Source organism: Arthrobacter sp. NtRootA1, from assembly GCF_019976975.1.
Lineage (GTDB): Bacteria > Actinomycetota > Actinomycetes > Actinomycetales > Micrococcaceae > Arthrobacter > Arthrobacter aromaticivorans.
Window position 1 is genome coordinate 2,837,232 of sequence record NZ_AP024630.1, and the last position, 24,140, is coordinate 2,861,371.

Annotated in this window: 21 protein-coding genes and 1 pseudogene; 12 read left to right on the plus strand and 10 right to left on the minus strand. The window is 62.2% G+C overall.

Translation table 11 applies throughout. The features are described 5' to 3' along the window. Positions 1-46: 46 nt before the first annotated feature. From LDN90_RS12695 to LDN90_RS12705, 3 genes are all read right to left on the minus strand, one after another. Positions 47-898, minus strand: coding sequence for a transglutaminase family protein (locus tag LDN90_RS12695; protein WP_223946002.1), 852 nt, complete (start codon positions 896-898; stop codon positions 47-49). Next, the gene (locus tag LDN90_RS12700) at positions 895-1,821 is read right to left on the minus strand and encodes an alpha-E domain-containing protein (RefSeq protein WP_216925742.1); all 927 of its coding nucleotides are present in this window, start codon (positions 1,819-1,821) and stop codon (positions 895-897) included. Before LDN90_RS12700 ends, LDN90_RS12695 begins: the two co-directional genes overlap by 4 nt. 82 nt (positions 1,822-1,903) lie before the next feature. After that, positions 1,904-3,460 (minus strand): circularly permuted type 2 ATP-grasp protein, encoded by a 1,557-nt coding sequence (locus LDN90_RS12705; RefSeq protein ID WP_223946004.1) that lies wholly within the window; start codon positions 3,458-3,460, stop codon positions 1,904-1,906. Positions 3,461-3,571: 111 nt separating this feature from the next. On the opposite strand from LDN90_RS12705, the gene LDN90_RS12710 reads away from it, so the two are divergent. After that, a complete protein-coding gene (locus LDN90_RS12710; protein ID WP_223946006.1) occupies positions 3,572-4,636 on the plus strand; it encodes a putative sulfate exporter family transporter in 1,065 nt (354 codons plus the stop codon). Between the two features lie 4 nt (positions 4,637-4,640). Beyond that, entirely contained in the window at positions 4,641-7,244 is a 2,604-nt protein-coding gene (pepN, locus tag LDN90_RS12715; protein ID WP_223946008.1) for an aminopeptidase N, read from the plus strand. Positions 7,245-7,274: 30 nt separating this feature from the next. Here pepN and LDN90_RS12720 read toward each other — a convergent pair whose 3' ends face one another. The 3 genes and pseudogenes from LDN90_RS12720 to LDN90_RS12730 form a co-directional block, all read right to left on the minus strand. After that, complete coding sequence (locus LDN90_RS12720) at positions 7,275-8,384, minus strand: biotin/lipoate A/B protein ligase family protein (protein ID WP_223946010.1); 1,110 nt, start codon at positions 8,382-8,384, stop codon at positions 7,275-7,277. Positions 8,385-8,472: 88 nt separating this feature from the next. After that, positions 8,473-8,730, minus strand: a complete 258-nt coding sequence (locus LDN90_RS12725) for a type B 50S ribosomal protein L31 (RefSeq protein ID WP_216925747.1) — start codon at positions 8,728-8,730, stop codon at positions 8,473-8,475. A gap of 142 nt (positions 8,731-8,872) precedes the next feature. Then, positions 8,873-9,232 (minus strand): annotated as a pseudogene (locus LDN90_RS12730) (RNA methyltransferase); the annotation flags it as partial. Between the two features lie 82 nt (positions 9,233-9,314). On the opposite strand from LDN90_RS12730, the gene LDN90_RS12735 reads away from it, so the two are divergent. Then, on the plus strand, positions 9,315-10,700 hold the full coding sequence (locus LDN90_RS12735) for an NAD(P)-binding protein (protein ID WP_223946012.1): 1,386 nt from the start codon (positions 9,315-9,317) through the stop codon (positions 10,698-10,700). A 965-nt stretch (positions 10,701-11,665) separates the two neighbouring features. On the opposite strand, the gene LDN90_RS12740 is transcribed toward LDN90_RS12735, so the two are convergent. The 3 genes from LDN90_RS12740 to LDN90_RS12750 all read right to left on the minus strand — a co-directional run bounded on the left by LDN90_RS12740 (position 11,666) and on the right by LDN90_RS12750 (position 14,553). Then, positions 11,666-11,806 (minus strand): hypothetical protein, encoded by a 141-nt coding sequence (locus tag LDN90_RS12740; RefSeq protein WP_223946014.1) that lies wholly within the window; start codon positions 11,804-11,806, stop codon positions 11,666-11,668. Between the two features lie 171 nt (positions 11,807-11,977). Beyond that, positions 11,978-13,312 (minus strand): MFS transporter, encoded by a 1,335-nt coding sequence (locus LDN90_RS12745; RefSeq protein ID WP_223946016.1) that lies wholly within the window; start codon positions 13,310-13,312, stop codon positions 11,978-11,980. Positions 13,313-13,350: 38 nt separating this feature from the next. Then, entirely contained in the window at positions 13,351-14,553 is a 1,203-nt protein-coding gene (locus tag LDN90_RS12750; RefSeq protein ID WP_223946017.1) for a M20 family metallopeptidase, read from the minus strand. Between the two features lie 297 nt (positions 14,554-14,850). On the opposite strand from LDN90_RS12750, the gene LDN90_RS12755 reads away from it, so the two are divergent. Further along, on the plus strand, positions 14,851-15,729 hold the full coding sequence (locus tag LDN90_RS12755; RefSeq protein WP_263426293.1) for an Lrp/AsnC ligand binding domain-containing protein: 879 nt from the start codon (positions 14,851-14,853) through the stop codon (positions 15,727-15,729). Positions 15,730-15,931: 202 nt separating this feature from the next. Here LDN90_RS12755 and LDN90_RS12760 read toward each other — a convergent pair whose 3' ends face one another. Further along, positions 15,932-16,396, minus strand: coding sequence for an Lrp/AsnC family transcriptional regulator (locus tag LDN90_RS12760; RefSeq protein WP_223946020.1), 465 nt, complete (start codon positions 16,394-16,396; stop codon positions 15,932-15,934). A gap of 120 nt (positions 16,397-16,516) precedes the next feature. On the opposite strand from LDN90_RS12760, the gene LDN90_RS12765 reads away from it, so the two are divergent. The 8 genes from LDN90_RS12765 to trxA all read left to right on the plus strand — a co-directional run bounded on the left by LDN90_RS12765 (position 16,517) and on the right by trxA (position 24,120). Beyond that, positions 16,517-17,746, plus strand: coding sequence for a MalY/PatB family protein (locus LDN90_RS12765; protein ID WP_223949288.1), 1,230 nt, complete (start codon positions 16,517-16,519; stop codon positions 17,744-17,746). A gap of 13 nt (positions 17,747-17,759) precedes the next feature. Then, entirely contained in the window at positions 17,760-18,224 is a 465-nt protein-coding gene (locus tag LDN90_RS12770; RefSeq protein ID WP_223946021.1) for a RidA family protein, read from the plus strand. Positions 18,225-18,353: 129 nt separating this feature from the next. Then, positions 18,354-19,796, plus strand: a complete 1,443-nt coding sequence (locus LDN90_RS12775; RefSeq protein WP_223946023.1) for an amino acid permease — start codon at positions 18,354-18,356, stop codon at positions 19,794-19,796. Positions 19,797-19,858: 62 nt separating this feature from the next. Beyond that, on the plus strand, positions 19,859-20,230 hold the full coding sequence (locus LDN90_RS12780; protein WP_223946024.1) for a carboxymuconolactone decarboxylase family protein: 372 nt from the start codon (positions 19,859-19,861) through the stop codon (positions 20,228-20,230). 94 nt (positions 20,231-20,324) lie between these two features. Further along, complete coding sequence (locus LDN90_RS12785) at positions 20,325-21,407, plus strand: branched-chain amino acid aminotransferase (RefSeq protein ID WP_223946025.1); 1,083 nt, start codon at positions 20,325-20,327, stop codon at positions 21,405-21,407. A gap of 197 nt (positions 21,408-21,604) precedes the next feature. Continuing rightward, the gene (locus LDN90_RS12790) at positions 21,605-22,285 is read left to right on the plus strand and encodes a GntR family transcriptional regulator (RefSeq protein WP_223946027.1); all 681 of its coding nucleotides are present in this window, start codon (positions 21,605-21,607) and stop codon (positions 22,283-22,285) included. A 99-nt stretch (positions 22,286-22,384) separates the two neighbouring features. Continuing rightward, complete coding sequence (locus LDN90_RS12795) at positions 22,385-23,737, plus strand: MFS transporter (RefSeq protein ID WP_223946028.1); 1,353 nt, start codon at positions 22,385-22,387, stop codon at positions 23,735-23,737. After that, positions 23,734-24,120, plus strand: a complete 387-nt coding sequence (gene trxA / locus LDN90_RS12800) for a thioredoxin (RefSeq protein ID WP_223946029.1) — start codon at positions 23,734-23,736, stop codon at positions 24,118-24,120. The genes LDN90_RS12795 and trxA overlap by 4 nt, the downstream gene beginning before the upstream one ends. Positions 24,121-24,140: the final 20 nt, after the last annotated feature.

Sequence of the window (24,140 nt, forward strand, 5' to 3'; positions counted from 1 at the left end):
GGCCCCTAGGAATGCTTCCAGGGGCCATATCTGTAAAGAAAAATACTTATGCGAGGCGGGTGATCTCCACGGAAACGGATAGGCCCGAACCTCCACCGCCGGAAAGAATGCCTTTCAGCGGCGGAACATCCCGGTAATCCCGTCCCCTCGCCACGGTCACGTGGTAGTCGCCGGCGGGCTTGTGGTTGGTGGGGTCCCAACTGCGCCATTCGCCGTCCCACCATTCCAGCCACGCGTGGGACTGACCGGCCACCGTTTCGCCGATGTCAGCGGAGGACCGCGGATGGATGTAGCCCGAAACGTAGCGCGCTGGTATGCCCCGGCTACGCAAGGCGCCAATGGCCAAATGGGCAAGGTCCTGGCAGACACCCTGGCGTTGCGTCCACGCCTGTTCGGCATTCGTCGTGACGCCCGTGGTGCCCTTCATGTACGTCATCTCGCCGGCCATCCACGAAAAGATGGCCAACGCGGCCTCATGGGGGTTCTTACCGTCCACCACGCCTGGAATGATGCCGAGGACTTCCTCACCCGGACCGCTCAAGCGGGACTGGGGCAGCCAATCGCTGAACTCGTCCTGGATCTTCTCAGAGCCGATGACGTCCCAGCCCACGATGTCGTCTTCGGTTGCCACGCGCTCGGTGCGGTGCACTTCCACCGTGGCCGTCGCAAGGACCTCCAGGCTCTCGTGGGGCATCTGCATATCGAAGGCAGTGACGCGCGTGCCCCAGTAGTCGCGGTAGGTGCTGACCGAGGCCTGGTTGGGTGAAACCTTCAGCGAGGATTCCAAGACAACCTGCTGGCCGTCCGTCAATGGAGTCATCCGCGCCTCGTTGTAGGACAACGTCACGCGTCGGTTGTATTTGTAGGCCGTCTTGTGGACGATGCTCAGCCGGGTCATGAAACTTCTCCCACCCAGGCGTGCTCATCAGCCTGATTGAAGTACTTACGGGAAATCGCGTCGGAAGCCTGGGTTACGGCCTTCTGCACACGTTCCATATGCTCGGGCAATTCGGACATCAGGTCATCGGTCCTGTGGAACTCAAGGAACGTTCTGGCCTGCCCAACAATCCGACGGGCATCGTTGATGAAGCCGACCCGCTGTGCTGACGGATCCAGCTTTGCCAGGCACTCGTCCGCGTCGCGCAGGGCGTAGACGATCGAGCGTGGGAACAAACGGTCCAGAAGCAGGAACTCGGCTGCGTGCTGGTCGCCAAATGCGGCCCTCCGGGTCCGGATGAAGGACTCGTACGCGCCAGCACACCGCAGCATGTTCACCCAGGACATTCCGGCGGACTGCACATCCCGCGTGGACAACATGCGTGCTGTCATGTCGGCACGCTCAAGCGAACGCCCGAGCACCATGAACAGCCAGCTCTCGTCGTGGCTGACGGTGGTGTCTGCCAGCCCGCGCACCATGGCGGTCCGCTCAAGGACCCAGTTGCAGAAACGGTAGGTTCCCACAACGTCCTTGCGATGCTGGCTGAGGCCGTAATACGTGGTGTTGAGGCTTTCCCAGAGTGACTGCGAGACGGTCTCCCGCGCCCTGCGTGCGTTCTCACGTGCGGCGCCAAGCGAGCCCGCGATGGAGGATGCGCTCTGCTTGTCATAGGCAAGTGCATGCAGCAATTCGGGCAGGCCGAAGTCTTCGCTTTGTGGTTTAGCGCCCATTACGGCGAGGAGTTCGCGCGCAACACTGCGCTGCTCTTCAAGGGGCAGATGGTTCAGGCGCTCCAAGTGCACGTCCAGGATTCTGGCAGTGCCGTCGGCCCGCTCTACATAGCGTCCGATCCAGAAGAGTGACTCGGCAATACGGCTCAGCATGAAACTGCGCCTCCTTCGCGTGGTGCTTGTCGAAGTTCGGGGGTCAATGGAGCAGGGGTCCCTCTGGGCCCTGCCATCCGGATCATTGTTGCTGCTCCGTCTGGCGGTCCCGCCAGTTGCTTTCCACCGGCCACACAGAGACCTGTTCGCGGACCGTCACGGACTGGCGCGGAATGATCTCGGCAGGCATTTGCGGCGAATTGGCCAACACCCAGGTGTCCTTGGAACCGCCGCCCTGGCTGGAATTCACAATCAGTGAACCTTCCTTGAGTGCCACCCGGGTCAGGCCGCCGGGAAGGACCCAGACGTCGTCGCCGTCGTTGACTGCAAAGGGGCGGAGGTCCACGTGCCGCGGGCCGAACTTATCTCCGGAGAGCGTGGGTACCGTGGAGAGTTGGAGAACTGGCTGTGCGATCCAGCCACGGGGATCCGCAATCACGCGCTTCCGCAAAGCATCAAGCTCGTCCTTGGAAGCATCCGGGCCGATGACCAGGCCCTTACCGCCTGAGCCATCGACGGGCTTGACCACCAGCTCCTCCAAGCGGTCCAGAACATGTTCCCTGGCTTCCTTTTCCTCGAGCCGGAAAGTGTCGACGTTGGCGATGATCGGCTCTTCGTGAAGGTAGTACCGGATCAGGTCAGGCACGTAACTGTACACGAGCTTGTCATCGGCTACGCCGTTCCCAACAGCGTTGGCGATGGTGACACCACCAGCGCGGGCGGCGTTGACGAGGCCCGGGCAGCCAAGCATGGAATCGGAACGGAACTGCAAGGGATCCAGGAAGTCGTCGTCGATGCGCTTGTAAATGACATCGACGCGTTGCTCGCCGGCTGTGGTCCGCATGTACACACGGTTGCCGCGGCAGATCAAGTCCCGCCCTTCCACCAACTCCACGCCCATGAGTCCGGCGAGGAGGGTGTGCTCAAAATACGCGCTGTTGAAGACGCCCGGCGTCAGGACCACAACCGTGGGATCGTCGACGCCGGCCGGTGCGGTCTTGCGCAGCGCCGAGAGGAGCCGGCGGGGGTACTCCTCCACGGGCCTAATGTGCTGCTGGCCGAAGGCCTCGGGCAGGCCCTTGGCCATGGCGCGGCGGTTCTCCAGTACGTAGCTCACTCCGGAGGGGACGCGGACATTGTCCTCGAGGACACGGAAGGTGCCTTCAGCATCACGGACGACGTCGATGCCGGATACGTGGACGCGGACTCCGCCGGACGGTTCGAAGCCGTGAACGGCACGGTGGAAATGGGCGCTTGTGGTGACAAGTTGCCGGGGAATGACTCCGTCAGCCACCACCGCCATCCGGCCATATACATCGTTGAGAAACGCTTCAAGGGCCTTGACCCGCTGTGCCACGCCGCGCTCAAGGACATCCCACTCGTCAGCAGGGATAACGCGCGGGACGATATCCAGCGGAAACGGCCGCTCCTCCCCCGCATAGTCGAAAGTCACACCGCGGTCCAGGAACGTGCGTGCCATGGAATCGGCGCGGGCGGTGACATCGGCCAGGGAAAGCTCGCGCAGTGCACCGGCAACCTGACCGTAGGATTTTCTGGCGACGTGGCCGGGGGCGAACATCTCGTCGTAGGCGCCGCTGCGCGCAGCGGCCTCGGAATAATCCTGAAATAGGTCAGACATGGGAATTAGACAATCACCTTTTTGAGTCAAGCGCATTTCGCACTGGTTGTGTCGCGGTTTCCGGAGACTCCCGGTTCGCCTTTCGGTGCCCCCATCCGGCAGGGTTGAGGCATGCCCTTGAACAGTCCTGCGCCCCACCTGTCCCGGCTGGCGCCGGGGTTGGTCCTGAGTATTGCCGCAACGGGAGTCGCCTTCACCGTCCACGCGGTATTTCCGGCATTGGGGGCTATTCCCGTCATGACGCTTGCTGTTGCACTGGGCCTGCTCTCTGCAAATATACCGGGCACTGCTGTCTGGGCGGCGGGGCGCGCCCGGCCAGGCCTGGACTTCGCCGGGAAGCACCTTATGCGTGCCGGAATCGTCCTGCTTGGACTCAAGGTGAGCATGGGCGACATCCTCGGAATGGGGTGGCTGTCACTGCTTCTGATTGCAGCCGTAGTGTTACTGAGTTTTGGCGGAACCTACGGACTCGCGAAGATCCTCCGCCTTCCGGATGAGGCGGCACTCCTGATCGCCACAGGGTTCTCCATTTGCGGTGCGTCGGCCATCGGGGCCATGGCAGCGGTAAGGCGGGTCAAGCACCAGGACACTGTACTTCCCGTGGCGCTGGTGACGCTGTGTGGCACCCTGGCGATTGGGGTGCTCCCCCTCCTCATGCACCCCTTGGGCTTGAACCCGGAACAATTCGGAGCGTGGACCGGTGCGTCCGTGCACGACGTGGGCCAAGTGGTTGCCACCGCCCAAACTGCAGGGACGGCGGCACTGGCTGTCGCCGTCGTCGTTAAATTGACGCGGGTGGTGCTCTTGGCGCCCATCGCCGCGGCTGCAGGGCTTCACCAGCGGGTGATGCACGTACGGCGACGGGCCAACGGCGTATCGGGTCAATCAGGAAAGCACGACGCCGATGGCCGGTTTCCGCCGATTGTCCCTCTGTTTGTGGTTGGCTTCATCGCGATGGTGGGCGTTCGCACCTTGGGGTGGGTGCCACCGGCAGCTCTGGAAGCCGCCGCCGGAGTACAGGACATCCTGCTCGCGACCGCCCTGTTCGGGCTCGGTTCCGCGGTGCGTGTACGCACCCTCGTTCATACCGGGGGCCGTGCCGTTGCTGTGGCACTGGGATCGTGGCTGCTCATCGCATCGCTAGGCCTGGGCGCCGTATGGATCATGATTAGATAGCTGTGTGTCGAATCACAATCTCTCGCGCGATGAAGCCGCAACACGTTCAGCCCTAATCACCACCCATAGCTACGACGTCACCCTCGATGTCCGCGACGCGGCAGATCCCGCAACCGCCGGCTACCCGAGCACCAGCACTATCAGGTTTTCAGCCGATCCCGGCTCAGCTACCTTCCTGGATTTCATCAGTGGCGGAGTGAAGTCAGTGATGCTGAACGGCAAGGCCCTTGAAGTTGACCGTGTAGTGGACCGGGACAGGATCATCCTGGAAGACCTGGCCGCGGAAAACACGGTCACCGTGACAGGAACAGCGCTCTACAGCCGCTCCGGAGAGGGCATGCACCGTTTCGTCGACCCCGCCGATGGCCAGTGCTATCTCTACACCCAGTACGAACCGGCCGACAGCCGCCGCGTCTTCGCCAACTTCGAGCAGCCCGACCTCAAAGCCGAATTCACTTTCCACGTCATCGCTCCCGCAGGATGGGAAGTCGCCTCCAATGGCGTGGAGACCGCCCGAGCGCCTCTAGCGGACGATGCGGCAGCCTGCAGCTGGGACTTTGCTACCACCAAGCGGATGTCCACCTACATCACCACCATCCTTGCCGGGCCCTACTTCAAGGCCACTGATCATTGGGGAGCAACGCTCGACGACGGCACCCGCCTTGACGTCCCACTGGCCCTCTACTGCCGGGCGTCTTTGGCGGAGTCGTTCGATGCCGATGAACTCTTCCGGCTGACCAAGAGCGGGCTGGCGTTCTTCAATGAACTTTTCGACTACCCCTACCCTTGGGGCAAATACGATCAGGCGTTCGTGCCCGAGTACAACCTCGGAGCCATGGAAAACCCTGGACTGGTCACCTTCACGGAGAAGTATGTCTATGCTTCGCGGGCAACAGACGCCCAGTACCAGGCGCGCGCCAACACTCTGATGCACGAGATGGCGCACATGTGGTTCGGCGACCTCGTCACCATGACCTGGTGGGACGACCTCTGGCTGAAAGAATCCTTTGCCGACTACATGGGGACCCTCGGCGTGGACCGGGCCACTGACTGGGATACGGCATGGGTGAACTTCGCCAGCAAGCGCAAAGCCTGGGCCTATGTACAGGACCAGCTGCCTACCACGCACCCCATCGTTGCCGACATTCCGGACCTCGAAGCGGCCAAGCAAAATTTTGATGGAATCACGTATGCCAAAGGGGCCTCTGTTCTGAAGCAACTGGTGTCTTACGTGGGCTTTGACGACTTTGTCGCCGGATCCCGCCAGTACTTCCGGGACCACGAGTTCGGCAACACCTCGCTACAGGACCTTCTGCAAGCGCTCAGCGTCGCGTCGGGAAGGGACCTTGCCGGCTGGGCGCGCCAATGGCTGCAGACATCAGGCATTTCCACCATCTCCGCAGACATTGTGGATGACGACGGGATCATGGGCGCCGTGACGCTCCAACAGGATGCGAGGGACCCCCTGACGGGCAAGCAGGAGTTGCGGCCCCACCGACTCCGGTTGGGCTTGTATGACCCGGATTCCTCGGGACACCTCGTCCGGAGGGAGAGCATCGAGCTGGACGTCTCCGGCCCGAGCACGTTGGTGGCCGAACTGGCAGGGAGGCCCCGGCCCGCCCTGCTGCTGGTCAACGATGAGGACCTCAGCTACGCGAAGGTGCGGCTGGACGCCCTTTCGGAGCACACAGTCCGGAGCTCCCTGGGAACCATCCAGGACCCCATGGCACGGGCGCTGTGCTGGACCGCCCTGTGGGATTCGGCTCGGGACGGCGCAACGCCAGCGGTACGGTACATTGCCGCCGTTGAGCGTTTCGCGCCCGTTGAAACCGGGATCGGCGTCCTCCAGAACGTGTTGGGAAATGCAGCCACCGCTATTGAACGTTATGTCCCCGATGCCGTGCGGGATGGCGTGCGTAAGGACTTTCTGGCAGTCGCCGCCGCCCAATTGCAATCCGCAGCCCCCGGATCCGACCACCAGCTTGCCTGGGCCAGGGCCCTGGCCGATGTTTCCAGGCACGGTGACAGCGAGCTCCCCCTGCTGCGGGGCATCCTTGAAGGCGCCACGGTCATTGATGGCTTGACGGTCGATGCCGAACTGCGCTGGAGTTTCTGGCAGGCCCTCGCCGCCCATGGACAAGCCATGCAGCGCGAGCTGGACGCTGAACTTGAGGCGGACAAGACGGCCTCCGGCCGCGAAGGCCATGCAGTAGCCTCCTCAGCCCGCCCTGATGCCTCCGTAAAGGCGGCAGCGTGGGACGCAGCCGTCAACACTACCGGGCTGTCCAACGAGATCCTCAGCGCAACAATCACGGGTTTCACCATTGCGCCCAGAGACCTCCTGGAGCCATACATCGAGCCCTACTTTGAATGCCTGGAACGTGTCTGGACTGAGCGCAGTATAGAAATCGCCGGCAGGATCGTCAGGGGCCTCTACCCCGGCGCCCAGGATCTGGTGGCCGGAATGGAGCCAATCACGCATCCGGTGCTGGTGACGACTGACCGGTGGCTGCAGGAGCATACTGACGCTCCCCGTGCTTTGCGCCGCATCATCATCGAACAGCGTAGCCACCTGCTGCGGGCGCTGACGGCGCAGGCAGCCGGGTAGGGGCATCAGCGCACTAAGGAACCGTGCGCCCTAAGGAACCCTGTTCAACCACTCCTCCGTGCCGAACTTCGTTTCCACCCGCTTCCTGGCTTGAGAAAGTTCATCGTCCGACACGCGGGATTCAACTGCGCCGTAGCGTTCCGCAAAAACTTCCTGCATGGCCTCAATGATGGCGGCGCGGGCCAAGCCGGTCTGACGGCGCAATGGGTCCACTCGCTTCTTGGCGCTGCGCGTGCCTTTGTCTGAGAGCTTTTCCTTGCCGATGCGCAGCACTTCCACCATCTTGTCGGCGTCGATGTCATAGCTCATGGTCACGTGATGAAGCATCCCTCCGTTGGCCAGCCGTTTCTGGGCCGCGCCCCCGATCTTGCCTTGCTCAGTGGCGATGTCATTGAGGGGAACATAGAAAGCGGTGATGCCGAGCTTCTCCAACGCCGCCATGACCCATGCATCAAGGAAGGCGTAGGAATCGGCGAAACTGATGCCATCCACCAACGTCTGCGGTACGTAGAGGGAGTAGGTGATGCAGTTGCCGGCTTCCATGAACATTGCACCGCCACCACTGATACGGCGAACTACCGTGATGCCGTGCCTGGACACGCCGTCGGGATCCACCTCGTTCCGAACGGACTGGAAACTCCCGATGACCACCGAAGGTTCTTCCCAGTCCCAGAACCGCAGGGTGGGATTTCGGCGTCCCGCGCCAACTTCTTCCGTGAGGACCTCGTCGAGAGCAACGTTGACGTGTGTGGGCAGGACCGTAGGAGGGATGATTTCCCATGGGTGATCGGACCAACTGGTGGCTTTGGACAGCGCACGGCGGACGGTCACCGCGACGGCCTCTGGAGAGAACCCAAACAACACAGCCCCTTGGGGCAACCCGGCCGAGACAGCCGCAGAGATGTCTGCAGCCGGGGTCGTCGCGGGCATTCCAGTCAGAGCGGCGTTGATGTCCCCCAGGGCCTCATCGGGTTCCAGGAAGAAATCTCCACTGAGTGAAACGTCGGCCAAGAGGCCGTCCTGGACGTCCAAGTCCACCACCACGAGTTTGCCGCCGGGAACTTTATACTCCCCGTGAAGGCGAGTGGCGCCGTCGTCAATGTACTTAGGGTGTTGTTCGGGTGCGGGCTGGAACGTCATGGGTTCCATCTTGCCGGAAAACGAAAAAGCCCGCATTGCTGGAAATTCCAGCAATGCGGGCTTTCGAAAAGCCTTGGGGCGAAGTGGGTTACTTCGTGCCGCCGAAGCCCTTGAAGCGAGCGTTGAAGCGCTCGACGCGGCCAGCGGAGTCCATGATGCGCTGCTTGCCCGTGTAGAACGGGTGGGACTCCGAAGAGATTTCGACGTCGATAACCGGGTAGGTGTTTCCGTCTTCCCATTCGATGGTCTTCGAGGAAGACACAGTCGACTTGGTCAGGAACTTCGTGCCGGAAGCCAGGTCGTTGAAAACAACAGCTTCGTACTTCGGGTGGATATCAGACTTCATAATGGGACCTTTTGTTCACGCAACTGGATTTTGCCAGCTGCCAGGTATGAATGGAGGTGGTCCGCCTGCTGCAAGGTAGAGATTTCAGCGGCCGGGCCAACAATCAATCATAGCCGAAACCCGCCGGGTGCACGAACCAGGCTCAGTCCTGCGGGCGAAGCTCCCAGAACGCCACCGCCGAAGCGGATGCGACGTTCAGCGAATCGACACCGGCGCGCATCGGAATCTTGACAGCGAGATCGACGGCGGCAAGCGTCTCCGCGCTCATTCCGGCACCTTCCGTGCCGAGTACCAGAGCGAGTTTGGGGATGTTGCGGGCAGCGAGTTCATCAAGGTCAACAGCGTCTTCGGTCAATTCCATGGCGGCAACTGTGAAGCCCTGATCCTTGAGCCTTTCCAGATCACCAGGCCAGCGTTCCAGGCGGGCCCAAGGAACCTGGAAGACCGTTCCCATACTGACCCGGACGCTCCGGCGATACAGCGGGTCCCCGCAGCGCGGCGAAGCGGTGGCGCACCCCGACGCCGACCGGTACCTGCGCGCCGGGGGATTCCCCTGCGCAGACGGCCGGGTTTACTGTGAGTGCGTGCGCGGGCGAATCGAAGCCGACTATCTGGTGGTCGGCGCTGGGACAGCGGGGATGGTCTTCACCGACCGGATCCTCGCGCATTCGGATGCCACTGTCGCGATCGTCGATCGTCGGCACGCACCCGGGGGACACTGGCAGGACGCATATCCGTTCGTTCGGCTGCACCAGCCCGCGAACCTCTACGGCGTCGAATCCGTGCCATTCGGAGCCGACAGGCGCGACGTCGACGGCACGAACGCAGGCATGTACGAGCTGGCCGGTCCGAGCGAGATCTGCGCGCATTTCGAAGAGGCGATGACACGGGTCTTCCTGCCGACCGGGCGTGTAGTCTACTTGCCCGAATGCGAGTTCGTTGACGAGGGTCGGATCGTCTCCCGCCTGGACGGTCACACCGTGCCGGTCACTGTGCGCCGCCGCGTGGTGGATGCCAGGTACCTCGAGGGCCGCATCCCCGCCACGTCCGCCCCGCCGTTCGCCGTGGCCGAGGGAGTTCGTTGCATCCCCACCGGGGGGCTCGCCCGACTCGCCCACCCGGTCGGACGCTTCACCGTGATCGGCGCGGGAAAGACCGCCCTCGACACGTGTGTGTGGCTTCTCGAGCAGGGTGTGGATCCCGCCGACCTCACGTGGATCAAACCGCGCGAGGGCTGGTGGCCGAATCGGCGCTACCTGCAGCCGCGCGACCTAGTCGTCGACCAGTACGTCGCGAACGCCGCACAGATCGAGGCCATGGCCCAAGCGACGACGGTTGACGATTTCTTCGCGCGGCTCGATGAACAGGGAATCCTCCTGCGGGTCGATCCGTCGGTGCCACCCACGATGTTCCACGGCGCCATCGTCGGAGAAGCCGAGATCGCCATCCTCCGGCAAATCGAGAATGTAGTCCGCCTCGGCCACGTGCGTACTGTCGAGCGCGACCGCATCATTCTCGACGACGGTGTCATCCCCACGACACGCGACACGCTGCACGTCCACTGCGCGGCGTCGGGACTCGTCCGGCCTCCACTTCGTCCGATTTTCGAAGCTGGCCGCATCACGCTTCAGCCGATGTTCTGGGGTACCGTCTCGTTCCAGTACGCGATGCTTGGCGTCGTCGAAGCCGAACTCAACGACGACGACCAGAAGAACAAGCTGTGCCGCCCGCTGCACCTCTGGGATCGGAATGTCGACTTCCTCATCGCCTACGCCGCGCTGATGGCGAACGCCCGGGCACGCGGCCAGCATCCGGCCGTGTCCGCATGGTCGCGCACGAGCCGGCTGTATCCCTTCGCCGAGCTGGAACGTTACGCCGACGACCCACGCATCCCCGAGGCTCGCGAACGCAGCCGAGCCCATGCCGCCGGAGCGCTCTCCAACCTCCCCCGCCTCATCGCCTCGGCGTGACCCGGCCATCGTCGGCCGCCGATCGCTGAGGGTCGCTTTCCTCCCAGCGTGCATCGGACCGAGGTGAGACAAGGGTGTCCCTGGGTAGGCTGTGCCTAGCAGAGGGCTGTAGCCTGGCCTTTTGGCCAGCATGGTCTTCCCGGCTCCAGGAGGAGTGTGAATAACGGCATGAAGACTGATACTGCAACCGCTGCAATACAAGGCGAAAGGGTGCGTTCATCTCATGAACATCACGCTCGCTTCAGACGGCGGAGCTAACCACTCCCCTGGATGTAGTGCACTGAAGCCGATGCTTGCTGGCACGTCCTCAAGTCCAAGTTTCAACCCTTGACTCGCTCGGGACCACGCCGTCGGAGAAACAGGGAACATGACTGCCGGACCGACCATGGTGAGGGATCCGTTTCGACGGACATTCTTCTCGGCTTGCAGGCCGAGCTGACCAGTCATGCCGAACTTGGTCATCGTCCCCCGCGATGGATCGGATGCTGGTCCGCTACAAGATCAAAGCCGCTGGTCTCCGACGTCGTGTGGGCCTGCCTTCACTTTGACAGCGTCGACGCAGACTTCAACGACCTGCTCAACCGCCGCGATTGCCCATATCCCGAGCTGTTGGGTCGAAGGGGTCGACGATCACACCGTTTCCGAGGGCTCGCTCGGAGTTTCCGCTTCCGTCCATCCATGCGAGGACATCGAACGCTCGCAGAATGCCAGCGCGGGGAGTCACCACCCCGCGCCGGCCCCTTTTGCACTACTCGATGCAACGCCAGATCACTCGGAGTGCCCTGGAAACGACAATTCTTTCATCGCGATGGTGGAGTTCAAGCTTTGAACGCCCGGCACCGGCTCAGGACCTTGTCGTGCAGCCGCTGGTAGGCCTCTCCATTTGCAGTCACGATGGTGGATGTCCACCAGGAGGCCTCTTCATCCATTGGAGAGCATAAACACCGGCCGGAAGCCGGGTTAGATCATGCGTCGGAGCCAGCCGCGCGTATGGGCGGGTCGGCGTACTGGAGGCCGAGAAGGTGTTCGCGGATCACCACAGTGTTCAGCTCGGGTGTGGCCTCACCGACGGTGATGTTTAGTTCCTCGCCCTGATGAGAGGCCACTACATTTTGCCCTCAGCCTCTTCAGTGACCGGTCAGGACTTTGCTGCCCACACCGATTCCGGGGCCCTGAAATGCTCGTGCAGGCATGCATGAAAGGGCACGGGATGCATGAATGAGCCCCCGCGAAAGCCGGGGCTCATTCAGCTACCACTGGATCATGCGGGGAGTGATTCAGCCGTTGAGGCTGACCTTCTCATTGTCGGGTTCGGCTTCCCGCAGGTCCTGGGCTTTGGTTTCCGGGAGCCGGCTGATCACCAGTGCTGAGATCAGTTGCAAGGCCACGGCATATCCGTAGAAGATGTCGGCATTTCCGATCGAGCTGAAGTACGTCTGCAGATAGGGGGCGGTGCCGCCGAAGGCCGCGACGCAGATGGCGTAGGGAATGGCGACGGCGGTCGTCCTGATGTGGGTGGGGAAGAGTTCTGCGTAAACGGCCGGAACGATTGATGCTGCCATGGCGATGCATATGAGAGCGATGGACATCGCTACTCCGAGCATCACGGCGCTGTTGCCGATCAGGGCGTTGAGCGGAAACATGAGGATCGCGCCGCTAATGGCTCCGAGCAGCAGCACGGGCTTACGGCCGATCCGGTCGGAGAGGATCCCGCACAGTGGAAGGGCTGCTATGAAGATGACGTTAGCGACGACGCCGGCCCAGAAGGCATGGTTAGCATCCACCCCGCGGGAAGCGATGGCCTGCGCCGGCGCGTAGGAGGACCATACGTTGTACATCACGGTCAGCCCTGCGGTCATGCCGATCACTTGCAGTGCCTGCCGCTTGTGGGTCCAGACTCCCTTGAGGATATTCGGTTTCCGCGCCTTCACGAGGGAGGCACTAAAGACTTCGGGTTCCGTCATGCGAAGGCGCATGAACAGTCCGAAGATCCCGGACAGGCCGGCGATAATGAATGGGATACGCCAGCCGTAGTCGTACATGGCGTCCTTGCCAAGTGACGCTGTGAGCACAGCGGCCAGTATTGTTCCGGCGAGCACGCCTGTGGTCCCTGATGTGTAGATCAGGCTGGACCACAGTCCACGGCGCTCCTTCGGGGCGAACTCGGACACGTACGTCTGTGCTGATGGCAACTCGCCACCGTGTGCCAGCCCCTGCACAAGACGGGCGACCACAAGAATGACGGAGGCTCCGGCCCCGATAGCACCATAGGTGGGGCTGATTCCGATGGCGAGGCTTCCAACCGCGGCAAGGGTAATCGTGAGCGCCATTGACAGTTTTCGCCCTACCCGGTCGGAGATCCAGCCGAACAGGAATCCCCCGAACGGCCGAGCTACAAACCCCACGGCCATGACGACCAGCGCTGAGAGAAGCGCCGAGGTGGAGTCCTTGCTGTTGAAGAACTGGGGGGCGAAGTAAACGGCGAAAATGCCGTACAGGCTCGTGTCGAACCATTCGAGCGAGTTGCCGACACCGATTCCCAGGATCGCACGGGTATCGTTTTGGCGGACGCGCAGGCCGGCACCTGCATTTGCTGCAGCATCTGATGACATGGGGGTACTCCTTTAGAAAAGCCGTAAACGACGGAAACTCAGGCTTGTGCCCAACGGAGCCGCTGAATGGCCACTTCGGCATACAGCGCCGCGCCGTCCGGAAGGACAGAGTCGTCATATTGGGCGAACGGTGAGTGGTTGAAAGGTGCTGTCTCCGGGTCCACACCGATCGGGGTGGCGCTTAGGCCGATGAAACTGCCGGGAACCTGGGCAAGGACGAGGGAGAAGTCCTCTGAGGCGTTGAAGGGGTTTGCCAGCACGGTGCGACGGCCCTGCAGCACTTGATCGGTGACGCTGGCCACTAATGCCGTCTCGTCGTGGTGATTGAACGTCACGGGATAGCCCTCGACGTGCCGGAGCTCGACCTCGACCCCGTGGGCTGCTGCGATGCCCTGGAGCAGCCTCGGGATTGATTCCATGGCACGGTCCCGTGCTTCAGAAGAAAAGGTACGAAGGGTCGCTGCGAACTCCGCGGTTTCGGGGATGATGTTGCGGGCCGTTCCAGCGTGAAGCGAACCAACGCTCAGCACGACAGGATCGAAGACGTCGAACTGGCGCGTGACCATGGTCTGGAGGGCGCTGACCATTTCGGAGATTGCGGTCACGGGATCTTTGGCGCGGGAGGGTGCGGAGCCGTGTCCGCCGACACCGCGCACGAGGACATCCAAAGAATCGGCTGCTGCCATCATGGCTCCCTTACGGGTAAGCACTTGGCCGGTCGGGTGCCCGCCGGAGAAAACGTGCATGCCGAACGCTGCATCGACACGACGCCCGGACGCGTCCAGGACGCCCTCCTCAAGCATGATGTCCGCGCCGTGCCAGCCTTCTTCACCCGGCTGGAACATAAAGACGATGTCCCCGTCGAGCTTTTCCCGCTGGTTGGCAAGCAAATGTGCTGCGCCCACGAGCATCGAAGTGTGCAGGTCGTGGCCACAGGCGTGCATAGCCCCGTCGGTGCGGGATCGCCAGGGGAGGTCGGTTCGCTCGGTGAGGGGAAGTGCATCCATATCGCCCCGGAGCAGCACAGTGCCGTTGTCCCTGCCGCTGCTTCCCCGCAGGACGGCCGTCACGGAGCTCAACTTTTCTCCTGTCGTGATTTCCAGCGGGAGGCCGTCGAGGGCTTCAAGGACGCGCCTTTGCGTCTTCGGAAGATGAAGCCCGATTTCGGGTTCCGTGTGGAGGGCCCGCCTAAGACCCACCATTTCGGTTGTCATTGCCCCGGCATCAGCCAGCAAGTTCATGGGACTCCTTGAGAGAATGGCCCGGCTTGCCCGGACTAAAATTCAGTGTGACACTTACCACGTTTCAGTCCGCGAAGATCTTTGGATTCGCGCATTCCCAAGAACGAAAGACCATAAACCGTGCAATCCTCCGAACTTTCTGAACAGGATTTCGAGCTAATCAATGCGCTGCAGATTGCTCCCCGCGCCGCATGGACAGACTTGGCAAAGATCTTGGGTGGAACGCCCGTTTCTGTCGCTGCACGGTGGCACCGGCTCTCCCGTGCAGGATCAGCTTGGATCACCGCATATCCGGCGATGAAACCCCGGAACGTCCTTTTGTGTTACATCGAGCTAGACTGCGCCCCAGGGACAAAGCCGTCAGTCCAGGCACAGCTGCTCAGGGAACCACGTGTCGTCACGGTCGAGGAGTCAGCCAGGGGAAGGGATCTGCTGCTCACCGTCATGTGTCCAGACCTTGACGAGGTAACGAAATTCGCCTTGGATGACCTGCCGGCGATTCCCGGTGTCCTGAGGCCCAGGACCCATTTCGTCACCAAGCTCCATTCCGAAGGCAACAACTGGCGGTTGGACGCACTCAGCCCTGAGCAGCGCCGGCGATGCGAATCCCTGGCGAGGACCAGCGGAGCCGAGCAGGTAACGCAATTGCCAGGCGATGCCTGGCCCTTGATCCAGGAACTCGCCAAGGACGGACGAGCCACCGCCGCTGATCTCGCCCGGGCTACGGGGCGGAACACGGCCACCGTCCGACGCCAGCTGAGCAAGATCATCGGATCGGGCGCTCTATCGTTCCGATGCGAACTCGCCCAAGGCAGATCTCGCTGGCCCGTCACGTGCACGTTCCTGGCGCGGATCCCGCCGGCGGATCTCGATCGCACCATCGCGGCCTTGAAGACGCTTCCTGAAATGCGGGTCTGTGTTTCAACCACAGGATCGACCAACATGCTTTTCAGTGTGTGGATGTCGTCCATTGAAGACCTGCACCAAGTGGAGAGGCGCTTCGGAACTCACCTTCCGTGGCTGGAAATCATCGACTCTGCCGTCACGCTCCGGAACCCGAAACGCATGGGATGGATCCTCAACTCCGACGGCTCCTCGACCGGACAGGTCATCGTCCCCGCCGCCCTGCGCCCAACCAGAATTGAGTCCGCCATGGACTCAGGCTTGAAGCGGTAACGCTCAAGGCCTACTCTTCCCGCCCACTTCGCACCTACTCCGCCGTGCTCCGGGGCGCATGAGCAGCCAAACCGTGGTCGCGGAACGTGTGGTCGGGATTCTGCAAGTCTGGGCAGGCGAATCAGTGACAACCAGTCTCATGGTTGCTGACAACTTGAAGGCGGCCCGGGCGGAACCGGGTGAGCGGGGCCGGCTTACTCCGCTAGTCAATGGAACGGCGGACAACCGGCAGCGCCCTGGAGGCGATTACTTCCTTCATCACGATGGTGGAGTTGAGACTTTGGACGCCGGGCAGACGGCTTAGCACCTTGTCATAGAGCTTTTGGTAAGCCTCACGGTCCGCCGCGACGATGCGGATCATGTAATCCGGCTCACCAAACAGTCGTTGGGCCTCAACGATTTCTGGGACGTCGGTGATCGCGGCATCAAACTCATCCAGGACGTCGGGACGGGTAAGCGTTGCAAAAGCGACCACTTCGAAGCCGAAACCGGCCGATGCTGCGTCCACGATTGCACGATAGCTCCGAATGGTTCCCCGGGCCTCGAGATCCCGCACGCGGCGCTGGCAGCTCGACAGGCTTAACTGCACACGCCCCGCCAACTCGGTGAACGATATTCGCCCCTCAATTTGAAGTAACGCAAGAATCTCCCGATCTATCCGGTCCATGCCTCAAAATCTAGCATCTTGAAGGGTTTTGGCCGGAGAACTTGCAAACACGTTGCAGGACTTTCGGCTTAGTGTGAACCACATCGCAAAAACACCACTAAGGAACACTTCGTGAGTACCATGCCTGACACCGTATTGATCCCCTCCCTGGACGCCGCACCGACTTCGATTTTCGATGAAGTAGTTGAGCGGCGCACCTCCAACTCGATGAAATGGGCGTATAAGGAAGCCCTTCTTTCTGCTGACGAGGCCGCGGCAGATCCGCTGCCCATGTGGGTTGCAGACACTGACTTCAAGGCCCCACGGGTCGTGCTGGATGCCTTGCATGAGGCTGTCGAGCACGGAGTGTTCGGCTACCCGGGCGGGGCCACCGACAGTTACCTCGACGCCGTCGCGGGCTGGCAGGTCAAGCGCTTCGGTTGGGAGGTCGACAAGAAGTGGATCCTTCAGACTTCGGGCATCATCACGACCCTCAAGACGGCGGTGCAGGCCTTCTCCGCGCCGGGCGACTCCGTGCTCATCCAGCCTCCGGTCTACGCGCACTTTCACAACGACATGCTCATGAACGGCCGGCATCTTGCCTACGCACCGCTGACCCGGGCCGGAGACAGGTATGAGTTGGATGCGGCAGTATTTGAGGCCGCGATTCGTCCCGACACCAAGATCTTCATCCTCAGCAACCCCCACAATCCGACCGGCAACGTGTGGACCGAAGACGAGCTGCGCACGATGGGCGAAATCTGTGCGCGGCATGGCGTGATCGTCATCGCTGATGAAATCCACCAGGACCTCATCATGAACCCAGCAAAGCGGCACATCCCCTTCGCGTCCCTCAGCGAGGAGTTCGCGCAGAACAGCATCACCTGCACCGCGCCGAGCAAGACGTTCAATCTTCCAGGATTGCAGAGCGCCAACGTCTTTGTCCCCAACAAGCGGATGCGGGAAGAACTCGCCCGCCAGTATGACCGCAACGTCTTCCCCCTGGTCAACGTCCTTGGCATGGTTGCCGCCGAGGCGGCCTACGCCCACGGTGAGGGCTGGGTGGATGACATGGTCAGCTACGTGCGCGGCAATCACGAACACTTCGCCGCGTCCATCAACAGCACGCTGCCGCAACTCACTGTTCTGCCGGCCGACTCCCTCTACCTGGCCTGGATGGACTGTCGGGGCCTTGGCCTGAACGCGGAGGAACTGGACAAGTTCATGCTCACCAAGGCCCGCCTCTGGCTGGACAAGGGGCAGAAATTCGGAGTCGAAGGACAGGGCTACATGCGGGTCAACCTCGGTTGCCCGCGCAGCACCGTCGACGAAGCCATTAACCGGCTCACCGCAGCCGTCACCAGCAACTGAAAGAAGAGAATCAATGACCATCACCGCTGAAGACCGCCTGTCCGAACTCGGCGTCGTCCTCCCCGCCCCTGCGCGGTCGGTAGCCAACTACCAGCCCTACGTCCGGACCGGGAACCTGCTGTTCACGTCTGGCCAGCTGCCGATGCGCGACGGTGCCTTCACCTCAACAGGCAAGCTCGGAGAGGACCTCGATATCTCCGCGGGTCAGGAAGCCGCCCGCTGGTGCGCTGCCAACATCCTCGCCCAGGCCAAGGACGCCTTGGGCGACTTGGCGAAGATCAAGCGTCTGGTCAAGATCACGGTCTTTGTCGCCAGCACCCCGGCCTTCTCCGACCAGCACCAAGTCGCCAACGGGGCTTCTGATTTCCTGGTCGAGGCTCTTGGCGAGGCAGGGAACCACGCCCGGTCCGCCGTCGGCGTTCCCTCGTTGCCGATGGATGTCCCAGTCGAAATCGAAGCAGTCATCGAAGTTCGCTGATTCACCTGCGGGACCTTCCCGCCCACGCCCCTTCATTAATTACACACTGGCGACCCCACACCACTGACGACCCGAACGAATGCCAGACATCATCTGATCCCCCAAGCCCCTTCAAGGAAGAAGTGCGCTATGAAATCACCCCAACGCGTTCAGGCATATGAAAAAGAGAACCTGAAACGGGATCTAAAGAGCAGGCACCTGCAAATGATCGCCATCGGCGGAGCTATCGGAACCGGATTGTTCTACGGTTCCGGCTGGGCCATTCAGACCGCCGGACCAGCCATTATCCTCACCTACATTGTCGCTGCAGCTGCCATCTACTTCGTGATGCGCGCACAGGGTGAAATGTCCGTGGAGGAACCCGTTTCAGGCGGCTACATCTCCTATTCAAGCCGTTACATCCACCCCTTCATGGGATTCCTCAACGGATGGAACGCCTTCATCTTCCTCCTCGCCACGAGCGCGGCCGAACTGAACGCGCTGGGCAAATACGTCCAGTACTGGGTCCCTGATATGCCGATCTGGGTCACCGCGGCCGTCGCGGTGCTGGTTATGTTCGTCATCAACGTCGTCGGCGTGAAGTTCTATGGTGAGGCCGAATTCTGGTTCGCCATCATCAAGGTGGTCGCCATCGTCACGCTAATTATCTTCGGTGTCGCCATGATCTTCTTTGGGCTCGGCAACGGAGGCCAGCCACTCGGCCTGGGCAACCTCACGGAGCATGGAGGCTTCTTCCCTAACGGCATCAGCGGCTCGATCCTGTCCATCGTGATGGTCGCGTTCGCATTCGGTGGCATCGAAAACCTCGGTCTGGCCGCCGGCGAAGCCAAGGACGTTGAAAAGACCATGCCCAAGGCCGTGAACGCCACCTTCTGGCGTCTGATGATCTTCTACGTCGGAGCCATCACCATTCTGGTCACGATCTTCCCGTGGACGTCCCTGACTGGAAAGGGCAGCCCTTTCGTCGAAGTCTTCACCAGGATCGGCATCCCTGCCGCTGCGACGATTATGAATCTCGTCGTGATGACCGCAGTGCTGTCCGCCGTCAACTCCAGCATCTTCACCAACAGCAGAACCTTCTACAACCTCTCCCTCCAGGGCAAGGCCCCGGCGTTCCTGGGCAAGGTCAACAACAAGCAAGTCCCCTCCCGTGCCGTCATCGCCGTCTTCGTCATCATGCTCGCGGGTGTGGGTTTGAACCTGGCTATGCCGGATCAGGTCTTTGAAATCTTCTCCTCCGTGACCACCTTCGGACTCATCTGCGCCTGGGGCTCGATCGCGCTCAGCCACCTTCGATTCCGGAAGCTGCGCATCCAGAACGGACAGGCCGACGCCATCAAGTACAAGTCGCCCTTCTACCCCTATGCCGACTACATCGCGCTCGTATTCGTAGCCGTGATCCTGGTCTGCATCGCCATCCTGCCGGATATGCAAGTCTCCCTGATGGTCTCCGCGGTCTGGGTCGTGGTAGTAGCCCTCGCCTACAGGGTCTACCGCAAGCGGCAGTCGCCTGCGCAAGTTGAAACCCGCGCTGAGGATTCCGTACCCGTCCCGGACCACATGGGGAGCTGAACCCGACCGTGCCCGTCAATTTTTACCCCTCCAACAGAAACCACCGAGAGAAAGAAGTCGCAATGACGTATCACGACCACAATGACCGCCAATTCTTCCGGAACCTTCGCAAGGGCGCTCCGGCCGCCGTCGACGCTTTCCAGGCGCTAGACAAGGCGGTCTTCGAAAACCCGGACAACGTAATCCCGCTCAAGTACACCGAACTCATCGCCGTTGCCGTCGCGTTGACCACTCAGTGTCCCTACTGCATTGAGGCACATTCAAAAGGGGCCCGCGAGGCCGGGGCCACTGAACAGGAACTTGCCGAGACGATCATGACAGCCACAGCGCTCAGGGCAGGCGGTGGGCTCACCCATGGCTGGCAGGCCCTGAAGTTCTTCCAAGGTGAAGACGCCGCTTCCAGCCCAAGCGTCCCAGCGGCATCCCTGTCCTGAGAAACCTCACGCTATAGCCCGTGTCCCGGAAATATCCGGGGCACGGGCTTCAGCCCGTTTACCATCGATAAATCCCAGTAGAGAGAACGCCCGAATGACCGCCTTCCCCCTGATCTCTGCACCGAATCCGTTGCCGCACCATAACAGGGCTGCAGTCCTCGAGGATCCCGGATTCGGGAACCACTTCACCGATTACATGGCCACTGCTTCCTGGTCCGTTCAGGACGGTTGGCACGACCAGAAAGTCGGCCCTCTTGAGGCTTTCAGCCTTCATCCCGCGACGTCAGTTCTGCACTATGCCCAAGAAATTTTTGAAGGGCTGAAGGCTTACCGCCACGCTGACGGCTCGGTCTGGCTATTCCGACCCGAAGCCAACGCCGCACGTTTCGCACGCTCTGCCGCGCGGCTTTCGTTGCCCGTCCTCGATGAAGGACTGTTCCTGGACGCGGTCACGGAACTCGTCCGCGCCGACCATGCCTGGGTCCCCCAGCACGGGAAGGAGCACAGCCTCTATATCCGGCCGTTCATGTTTGCGTCAGAACCTTTCCTCGGGGTCCGCGCCGCCGCCAAAGCGAAGTTCTGCGTCATCGCCTCCCCCGCCGGCCCCTACTTCCCTGACGGACCCACGGGTATCTCCTTGTGGGCCAGCCGAACCCAGACACGCGCAGCCGAAGGCGGAACTGGAGCCGCGAAATGCGGCGGCAACTACGCCACCGGACTGGCCGCCCAAGCCGAAGCCCGCGCCCACGGATGCGACCAGGTCCTCTACCTCGACGCCGTCGAGCACGAGTGGCTCGAAGAGTCCGGAACGATGAACCTGTTCCTGATCACAGCCGGCCGTGAACTCATTACCCCCGGCCTCGGGACCATTCTGGAGGGCGTAACCAGGGACAGCATCCTCGCTCTTGCCGAAGAACACGGACTGACTCCGGTGGAACGCCGCATCGGACTGCGTGAAGTGCTGACGCGCTGCCCAGAAGGCAGCATCACTGAGATCTTCGCCAGCGGCACCGCGGCAGCCATCACCCCGATCGTATCGATCCAGGGCGAAGACCTGGACGTCACCGTAGGGTCCGGTGCACCGGGCCCGAACACTCTGGCCATTCGTGAACATCTCCTCGGACTCCAGTACGGCCACCGGCCCGATTCGCGGGGCTGGCTCCGGCGCGTGCTCTGACGTCATTACAGGGCGCTGAACTCGTCGAAGTCAGCAGGCCGACGCTAGCTGGAATGCCTCCCGGCACCCACTGCCAGGAGGCATTCCTCGGGTGAGGCCCGTCTTCACGGGGCCTTCGTTCCCCGCCGCCTGGCAAGCGGAGGATTTGACCAAATACCACATGTATTCTTGTTGCACGACACCGATGAAGGAGCGACATGGAGGCGACTAGCGCGGCGGAACGCGCCTACCAGGCGATCCGCGACAGAATTCTCGAGGGGGTCCACCAACCCGGCGACATGCTGGGAGAGGCATCCGTCGCCATGACCCTAGGGGTGAGCCGCACGCCGGTGCGGATTGCCCTCGCCCGCCTCAAGGACGAGGGGTGGGTCGCGATCTACCCAAAGCGCGGGGCACTCGTACAGGGGCTCTCGGGCAGGCAAACCGCCGAGCACGCCGACGCGCGCCTAGTCCTAGAGGCCACGGCAGTCGGGCGGGTTGACCCGCAGCGGCGCGAGGAGTTCGCCGATCAGCTGGACGCATCCATCGCCGAGCAGCTGACCGCATTCCAGTCCCGCGACGTACGCCGCTTCATCGACCTCACCCTGGCGTTTCACCGCGGATTCGTGGAAGCCGGTGGGAGCGAGGTGTTCCTGGAACTCTATGACCGTCTCGCAGACCGGCACCGCTATCTGTTGTTCTCCGTCGGCGACAGGCTGCTCATGCGGTGCGAAGAGATAATCAAGGAGCACCGCACCCTCACGGCTCAGCTGCGAAGCGGCGACGTTGAAGCATTCGCCACCACACTCAGAGGCCACATCGCCGAAACGGCGGAGACGGCAGGGCCCACGCTTGCCCTCGGCGGCCTCCTCGCAGCCACACCAGACACACGCGACTAACTGCAGGACTCCTGACCACGTAGCTTTATTTACGGTCATCTAGGATCCTAGTTGGACTCTAGATGTATGCTAGTGGAGGCAGCGCGCGGGCTGATCCCCATGCCACGCACGCAGAACGACGACAGAATTACGGAACCGCAGAAAAAGATGACCAAGACCCAAACCACTTCCCCACTTATGAGCCAGAGAGCCTCCATACAGGACCTGGAGACCGTCCAGCGGCGAACGATGATCGTGCTTTCCGTCATGCAGGTCGTCGGCACCGTCGGCGTCGGCATCGCGCCCTCCATCGGCGTGCTCCTGGCAGGCCAAGTCACGGACAACGAAGCATGGGCGGGACTGGCGCGGACTTCGAGCACACTCGGTGCGGCATTGCTGGGCCTTCCGCTGGGCAACTTTGCGGCACGGCGGGGCCGGAGAGTTGCGCTGGCGAGTGGGTGGTGGGTGGCAGCGGCCGGCGCTGGCCTGCTGGTCGCCGCAGCCCAGTGGAGCCTCGTCGTTCCCCTGTTCGTTGGCCTGTTGCTCATCGGCGCGGGCTCCGCGGTCAGCCTGCAGGCCAGGTTCGCCGCAACAGATATTGCCAGTCCCCGCCACCGGGCCCGATCGCTGGCGCTCATCGTTTGGGTGGGCACCATCGGCAGTGTGCTCGGCCCCAACCTTGGTGTGCCTGGTGAAGCGATCGGCCGCGCAACTGGCCTGACAGTGTTTGCGGCCGCGTTCCTGATCGCAGCCGGATGCCTCGCCCTGGCCGGGGCTCTCGTCTTCGGCCTGCTCCGGCCCGACCCCCTGCTCCTTGCCCAGTCCCGTTCACTGGACGAGCCCGGCCCCCAGGGCAGCCGCGTGTCGGCCCCAACGGCAGGTCCTGGACGGTCGCGCGCCATGCTGGCCGAGCTCGGACGGAACCCGGCGGCTCGGTTGGCCGTCGTTGCGATTCTCACGTCGCAGCTCGTGATGGTGGCGATCATGACGATGACACCGGTGCACGTAGCGCACGAAGGTGGATCGGTCACCTTCATCGGCCTCACGATCAGCCTGCACATCGTCGGGATGTATGGGTTCTCCCCTGTTGTTGGCATCGCGGCGGACCGGATCGGCCACCACGTGACCATCGCGATCGGCCTCGCCCTGTTTGCTGGATCCCTCGCCATCGGCATCCTCCAGCCGAACGACATGGGATGGATGATGGCGTCCCTGATCCTGCTCGGTCTCGGCTGGTCATTCGTCAGCGTCGGAGGCTCTGCCCTGTTCAGCGTGGCGGAATCCGGCGAGACCAGGGCCGCCTCCCAAGGAGGCCTCGATGCGCTCTCCAACCTTTTCGGAGCTGCGGCCGCCTTCGCAGCCGGCCCGATCCTCATGTTCACCAGTTTCTCGGCCTTGGCGGTCATCGCCCTCATCGCACTCGTTCCCTTGACCGTGCTCACGGCCATCACTCCGAAAGGCAACCTCTCATGACCACTCACGACCTCACCTTCCAAGACTTCGAGCGAACAATCTCCGCCGACGGGATCGTGCTGATCGACTTTTGGGCCGCGTGGTGTGGTCCGTGCCGGGCGTTCGCGCCGGTGTTCGAACAAGCCTCCAAACGCAACCCCGATATCGTCTTCGCCAAGGTCGACACCGAGGCTGAGCAGGAGCTCTCGGCCATGGCACAGATCACCTCGATCCCCACGCTCATGATCTTCCGCGGCGGCGTATGCCTCTACTCCCAAGCAGGCGCACTCCCAGCTGCTGCACTGGACTCATTGATCGAGCAGGTGCGCGCCCTCGATATGGGCTCTGTCTGGGCACAGATCGCTGCCTCGCGCGGTAAGGCACAAAGCGGTCCCGTAGAGTAGGCGCACCCATGATTCGAAAC